The 6,288-nt window shown below is 69.9% G+C and carries 5 protein-coding genes; 4 read left to right on the plus strand and 1 reads right to left on the minus strand.

Translation table 11 applies throughout. The annotated features are described in order from the left end of the window. The first annotated feature begins 344 nt into the window (after positions 1-344). Positions 345-1,994, plus strand: a complete 1,650-nt coding sequence (locus P1P70_RS38415) for a DUF4153 domain-containing protein (RefSeq protein ID WP_413471643.1) — start codon at positions 345-347, stop codon at positions 1,992-1,994. 111 nt (positions 1,995-2,105) lie between these two features. Here P1P70_RS38415 and P1P70_RS38420 read toward each other — a convergent pair whose 3' ends face one another. Then, the gene (locus tag P1P70_RS38420; RefSeq protein WP_319246042.1) at positions 2,106-3,656 is read right to left on the minus strand and encodes an MFS transporter; all 1,551 of its coding nucleotides are present in this window, start codon (positions 3,654-3,656) and stop codon (positions 2,106-2,108) included. A gap of 172 nt (positions 3,657-3,828) precedes the next feature. Here P1P70_RS38420 and P1P70_RS38425 point away from each other — a divergent pair, with 172 nt between their 5' ends. The 3 genes from P1P70_RS38425 (at position 3,829) to P1P70_RS38435 (ending at position 5,910) form a co-directional block, all read left to right on the plus strand. Continuing rightward, positions 3,829-4,443, plus strand: coding sequence for a TetR/AcrR family transcriptional regulator (locus P1P70_RS38425; protein WP_319246049.1), 615 nt, complete (start codon positions 3,829-3,831; stop codon positions 4,441-4,443). A 91-nt stretch (positions 4,444-4,534) separates the two neighbouring features. Continuing rightward, entirely contained in the window at positions 4,535-5,236 is a 702-nt protein-coding gene (locus P1P70_RS38430) for a ribonuclease HII (protein WP_319246044.1), read from the plus strand. A gap of 68 nt (positions 5,237-5,304) precedes the next feature. Then, positions 5,305-5,910, plus strand: a complete 606-nt coding sequence (locus P1P70_RS38435) for a hypothetical protein (RefSeq protein WP_319246046.1) — start codon at positions 5,305-5,307, stop codon at positions 5,908-5,910. Positions 5,911-6,288: the final 378 nt, after the last annotated feature.

The raw sequence follows: 6,288 nt of genomic DNA on the forward strand, positions 1-6,288 counted from the left end.
CTTTTTGTTTTTTGCTAGACCGAGGCACCCTCTGATTTAAACAGGGTGTTTGTGTGGAGCAGGGAAATGGTGTAAGAGGCAGGTCTCGGGGCGCACCCGGAGGGCAGGTGGGGGAAGGGAATGCGCTTCCCCCAGCTCTCCGGTCCCAAGCACCTCAACTGTCACAGGAGTGCCACAGTGCGCTCCTCGGTCGGCCGTGCACACTCGCCTGCGGCATACCCTGTCCGCCACGCCGCCTGTTGATCATGACCAGTCGCGGCGACGAGGTACCGGCAACGAGCCTCCCGCCGCAGTCGCGCGCTGCGTACGGTGGGCGACGAGGGCCGGTCGGGGGAGGGGGTCCCATGTCCGAGACACCGTCAGCACCAGCCACGCCAGAACCCGAAGGCCCGCCGCCGAGGGCCCGCGCGGGGACCGAGAAGGACGGATCCCGGCCGACGGCATCCGCCGACACCACACCGAAGGGCCAGGCGGACAGGCCTGCACCCATACCGGGCGGACCGCCGCCTCAGCCGCCCGCACTGATCGATTACAGCCCGGGCGATCCCGCGCCGATCCGTACCGCGACCCTGTGGGCGGCCCTGGCCACCGGCCTGCTCAGCATGGTGCTGCTGGGCGAGGGGCTGGCGGTCAACCTGGTCATCGTCGCCGTGCCCGCCACGCTTGCCGTGTACTTCGCGGGCCGTCGGGCGGGCCGGCGACCTCGCCCTTGGGCCCTCGTCTGGGGCGTCGGGGGGTTGGCCCTGCTGGCCGTGCCCGCACTGCGCGCCGCGGAGTGGCCCTCGTTCCTCGCCGTCGTCACCGCGTTCGCGGCGGGTTCGCTCGCCCTCCACGGCGGCCGCACCTGGCCGGCCGTCCTGCTCGGACCCGTCGGTGTGTTCACCTCGCTGGTCACCGGACCGGCCTGGGCCTGGCAGGGTCTGCGTGAACGGATGGGCGGCAACCGCAGCCGTCTCGCGCCCCTGCTGAGGGCGCTTGCCGTGGCGGCGGTCCTCCTCTTCGTCTTTGGCGCGCTGTTCGCCGGGGCCGACGCGGCCTTCGCCGATCTGCTCGGTGCTCTGATGCCCGAGGTGTCCGTCTCCGACGGCCCCTGGAGATTCCTGCTTCTCGCGCTGGGCCTGTTCGGAACCCTCGCGGCCGCCCGTACGGCTGCCGCACCCGCCCGTTGGGACCGCCTCCAGGTGCCGGCGGGCCGCGCCCGCGGCCGCGTCGAGTGGGCGCTGCCCCTGGTCGGACTCGTCGGGCTCTTCGCCGTCTTCAACGCCGTTCAGCTCGCCGTGCTCTTCGGCGGCTACGACGCCGTCCTGCAGGAGACCGGCCAGACCTACGCCCAGTACGCGCGTCAGGGCTTCTGGCAGCTACTCATGGCCACGCTGCTCACCCTGCTGGTCATTGTGGTCGCCCTGCGCTGGGCCCCACGCACCCGATCGAGTGACCGGACGCTCGTGCGTGGGGTCCTGGGAACGCTGTGCGCGCTGGCACTCGTTGTCGTGGCATCCGCGGTGAGACGTATGGACATGTATGTGGAGGCCTATGGACTGACGCGACTGAGGATCTCGGTGCTGACCATGGAGCTCTGGCTCGGCCTGGTCATCGTGCTCATCATGGCCGCCGGTGTGTGGGGTGCCCGATGGCTGCCGCGCGCCGTGGCGGCCAGTGCGGTCGCCGTGGTGCTCGCGTTCGGGCTGGTCTCGCCTGACGGGCTGATCGCCGAGCGCAACGTCGAACGGTACGAGACCACGGGCCGCTTCGACCTCCCCTACGCCAAAGGCCTGTCGGCCGACGCGGTGCCCGCGCTGGATCGGCTTGAGGAGCCCATGCGGTCCTGCGTGCTGTGGGACATCAAGGAGGAACTGGACGAGCGGCGCCACATTCCCTGGTACGCCATGAGCTGGGGCGAGGCCGAGGCCAGGCGCATCCTGGAGGACCGTCCGCCGACAGGGGGCGCGAGCGGACCGGCGTGCGGTGAGCTGGGACCGGAGTTCTACCGCTGAGAGTCGTCGCGGGCACGCACGTAGCCGGACCACGCCCTGGACTACGGTCCCCTGGGCGTGGTCCGGCTGCGCGCGGGCGCTTTCCGTGACCGTTCTGTCAGCCTCCGGCTGTCAGCCTCCGGCGGCGGGTCCGGCCGCGCCGGAGAGGGCTTCCAGGTCGCTCTTTCGGACCCTGATCACCACGATGGCGGTGACCAGGGCGAGGACGGCCATCGCGACAGCCGGTATGAATGCCGTCGAGATGCCCTGGGAGAGCACTTCGTGGCTCCACGGGGCCGGCAGCTGCTGGGTCTTGGCGAACTCGGCCTTCTGCGCGTCCGTGGCCTGGGCCATGAAGGCCTGGACCTGCTTCTCCCCCTCGTCACGGCTGGCCGCACCGAAGACCGTCGTGAGGATGGACAGGCCGAGCGAGCCGCCCACCTGCTGCGTGACGTTGAGCAGACCGGACGCCGCGCCCGCCTCGTGTGGGGCGACCCCCGAGACCGCGGTCAGGGTGAGGGTCACGAAGTTCAGACCCATGCCGAAGCCGAACATCACCATCGGACCGAGTACGCCGCCGACGTAGGAACTGTCGGGGCTGATGAAGGTCTGCCAGGTCAGACCGAGCATCACGAGCGTGGAGCCGACCACCATGAACGGCTTGGGGCCGAGCACCGGCAGGAACCGCTGGGACAGACCGGCACCGGTCACGATCGCGACGGTCACCGGGAGGAAGGCCAGGCCGGCCTCGATCGGGGTGTAGCGCAGCACGTTCTGCACGAACAGCACGATGAAGAAGAACATCCCGAACATCGCCGCCGCGAGGCTCAGCATGATGACGTACGTGCCCGACCGATTGCGGTCGGTGAACATCCGCAGCGGGGTGATGGGCTCCTTGGCGCGCCTCTCGATCAGGCCGAACGCAAGCAGCAGGACCACCGCGGCCGTGAAGGAACCGATGGTCAGGCCGTCGCGCCAGCCCTCCTCCGCCGCGCGGATGAACCCGTAGACCAGTGAGGCCATACCGGCGGTCGAGGTGAGCGCGCCCGCGATGTCGAACCGTCCCGGGTGCCGCTCGGACTCGCTGATGTACATCGGGGTGAGGACGGCGATCAGCACACCGATGGGCACGTTGACGAACAGCACCCACCTCCAGTCGAGCCACTCGGTGAGCATGCCGCCCGCGAGCAGACCGATGGCGCCGCCACCGGCGGACACCGCGGCGAAGACGCCGAACGCGCGGTTCCGCTCGGGCCCCTCGGGGAACGTCGTCGTGATGAGCGCCAACGAGGTCGGCGACGCGATCGCCCCACCGACGCCCTGCAACGCGCGGGCCGCGAGCAGCTGCCAGGGCTCCTGGGCGAGGCCGCCGAGCAGCGAGGCGAGGGTGAAGACGAGGATTCCGGTCATGAAAACCCGGCGTCGGCCGAGGATGTCACCGGCCCGGCCGCCCAGGAGCAGCAGACCGCCGAAGGTCAGCGTGTAGGAGCTGACCACCCATGTCAGGTCGGTGGTGCTGAACTTGAGCGCGTCTTGAATGTGCGGGAGCGCGATGTTCACAATCGTCGCGTCGAGTACCACCATGAGTTGGCAGGCCGCGATGACGGTGAGTGCGATGCCGGGGCGCCCCTCCCGGCGGGCGGCTCCCGGCCTCTGATCCTGAATCAACGGAGAGGTTGTCACTATGGGTCCCCCACAACTGCCTTAGTGAACGCTCCCGTTCACTGACGCGCCCACGGTAGTGAGTCCCCCTTAGTGAACGCAAGCGTTCATTGCAGTCGTCGCCGTGGTGCGCGTCGCCCGTCCGCTTCCGCTTCCGGTATCCCCGCCCCCCTGGCACAACGGAGAAACACAGATGGTCACTTCGCGCTGGACGGCCGCTCCTGCCCCGACGGTCTCCCCGCGCCGGCGCGGCGCCGTGCTCGAGCGCGCGATCCTCGACGCGGCGCTGGAGCAGCTCAGTACGGTCGGGTGGAGCGGCCTCACCATGGAGGGGGTCGCCGCGGGCGCCCAGACGGGCAAGGCGGCGGTCTATCGCCGCTGGCCCTCCAAGGAGGACCTCGTCGCCGACGCCCTGCAGGCCGGGCTGCCGCGTTTCGAGGAGGCGCCCGATCTCGGGAGCGTGCGCGAGGATCTGTTGGCGCTGTGCCGTCAGGCGCGTGAGGCGATGTTCTCGCGTCCTGGGTTCGCTCTGCGGTCGGTTATTCACGAATGCGACACCATGCAGGCCGAGCGCTTCCATGGTGTGATCATCGAGGGTGTCGTGGAGCCGACGGTCAAGCTGCTGCGCGAGGTCATCGAGCGTGGAATTCGGCGGAGTGAGGTGCGGCTCGACGCTGCCAACAGCTATGTCTTCGACGCGATTCCGGCCATGATGATGTACCGCTCGAAGATGTGCGGGAGCGAATGGAGCGAGCGGGACATCGAGGAGATGATCGACCAGTTCATGGTTCCGCTGCTCCGCCGGTGAGCCGCCCCGACGGTATCGGTGAGAGGAGTGAGGTTGCCCCGGGGAACCTGGGTGTCGCGCGAGGACGCGGGCGGCGTAGGCTAAGGACGCCATGCCGTACGAACCACCTACTCACACCGTCGAGCGCTCTCTGCGTGCCACGACCGGAGCGAAGGTCATTGCCGGTGTCGACGAGGTGGGGCGCGGAGCGTGGGCCGGTCCCGTCACCGTCTGCGCGGCGGTCACCGGACTGCGCCGACCGCCCGAGGGCCTCACCGACTCCAAGCTCCTGACGATCAAGCGACGCGAGTTTCTCGCCGAGGAACTGCTGAAGTGGGTCACCTCGCACGCCCTCGGTCACGCCTCTCCGGAGGAGATCGACGACCTGGGTATGACGGCCGCGCTGCGGCTGGCCGCCGTGCGGGCCCTGGAGGCCCTCCCGGTGCGGCCCGACGCGGTCATCCTCGACGGCAAACACGACTACCTGGGGTCGCCTTGGCGGGTTCGTACGGTGATCAAGGGCGATCAGTCCTGTGTCGCCGTCGCGGCAGCCTCGGTGATCGCCAAGGTTCAGCGCGACAAAATGATGGCCGAACTGGGTGTCGACCATGCAGACTTCGGTTTCGCGGCCAACGCCGGGTATCCGTCGCCTGTCCACAAGGCCGCGCTGGCGGAGCGGGGCCCCACCCCGTACCACCGGTTGTCGTGGGCGTATCTTGATGCGCTGCCCCAGTGGCGGCATCTCAAGAAGGCCCGCAGCTGGGCGGACGGAAGCGTTCCGGAGATCGAAGGTCAGCTCGGCTTCGATTTCTGACGGATCCGTTCGCACTCATGTGCCACCCGCCGACGCGAGTCGCACCGGCGTTTGATAGATATCAGCTCATGCCTCTCATTCCCGAGGAGCCTCAGATTCACGAGAGTGCCCAGGGCCCGCGTGCCACTCCGGCCAGCGGCCGGGTCGCGCCGACCCCCCGTCCCGTACCCGGTCCCCGTCCCGCGGCTCCGCCGCGTCCCGGTCGTCCGGGTCCTGCCCGGCAGGTGCCGGCCCAGCGCGCGGCTCACGCCGCGGCCAAGCCCGGGCCGTCCGCTCCTGCTGCAACCCCGCAGATCCAGCTGATCCCGGCCTCGGCCGAGGGTGCGCTGGACGCCGCCGAGGAAGCCGTCGACCTGCTGTTGGAGTCGGGCCGTGCCCCCGGCGACGTGCTGGTGATCACCACCGGCGAGTCGCACCCGTGGGCCGACCACGAGCTCTCCTTCGGCGAGACCGCCTACTGGGCGCAGCACGACGCGGGCGACGACGTCTTCTACGCCGATGCCTCGGCCACCGACCGGGCCGCGCCGCGTCCCGTCGTCGTGGTCGCCGTCAACGGCGGAACCGATGCCGTCACCGCCCAGGCGCTGCCCAAGGCCCTCGGCCGGGCCCGGACCCTGCTGATCGTGTGCGGCGACCCGCAGACGATCAACTCGGTGCTGGGCGCCGGAGTCTGAGCGACTGCGGACCCGGCCCCGGTCGGCCCGCGAGGGCCCACCGGGGAGCGGCGCATGCCCGCGAACGACCAGGGCGGCACTGCGGCCACACCCCGTGACGGGGCGCTTCGGCGTTCCTGCGGGGTGTTTCGGCATGTCCGGGAAGTGCTGCGGGGGATGTTGGGGGTTCCTGCGGTTCTTTGGCTCTGCTTGCTGGTGCGGTGCGGTGCGGCGGGGTGAGAAGTGGTGCCGTGCTGTGCTCTGCGACGAGGCGCGATGAGGTGCCGTACGGGGGGTGAGGACGAGGCTTGCCTTGTCGTGCCGTACTCGGCGTGCTTGCCGCACCCCCGCAGGGTGTACGGGGGTGGGCCGGGGGGCGTTCGCCGTGGTCTCGGAGGG

The sequence above is a fragment of the Streptomyces sp. MB09-02B genome (genome assembly GCF_033794485.1).
Lineage (GTDB): Bacteria > Actinomycetota > Actinomycetes > Streptomycetales > Streptomycetaceae > Streptomyces.

Excerpts from the sequence above, each read along its gene's own strand:
- P1P70_RS38415 (WP_413471643.1), top strand. The coding sequence starts at position 345 with ATGTCCGAGACACCGTCAGCACCAGCCACGCCAGAACCCGAAGGCCCG.
- P1P70_RS38425 (WP_319246049.1), top strand. The coding sequence starts at position 3,829 with ATGGTCACTTCGCGCTGGACGGCCGCTCCTGCCCCGACGGTCTCCCCG.
- P1P70_RS38430 (WP_319246044.1), top strand. The coding sequence starts at position 4,535 with ATGCCGTACGAACCACCTACTCACACCGTCGAGCGCTCTCTGCGTGCC.
- P1P70_RS38435 (WP_319246046.1), top strand. The coding sequence starts at position 5,305 with ATGCCTCTCATTCCCGAGGAGCCTCAGATTCACGAGAGTGCCCAGGGC.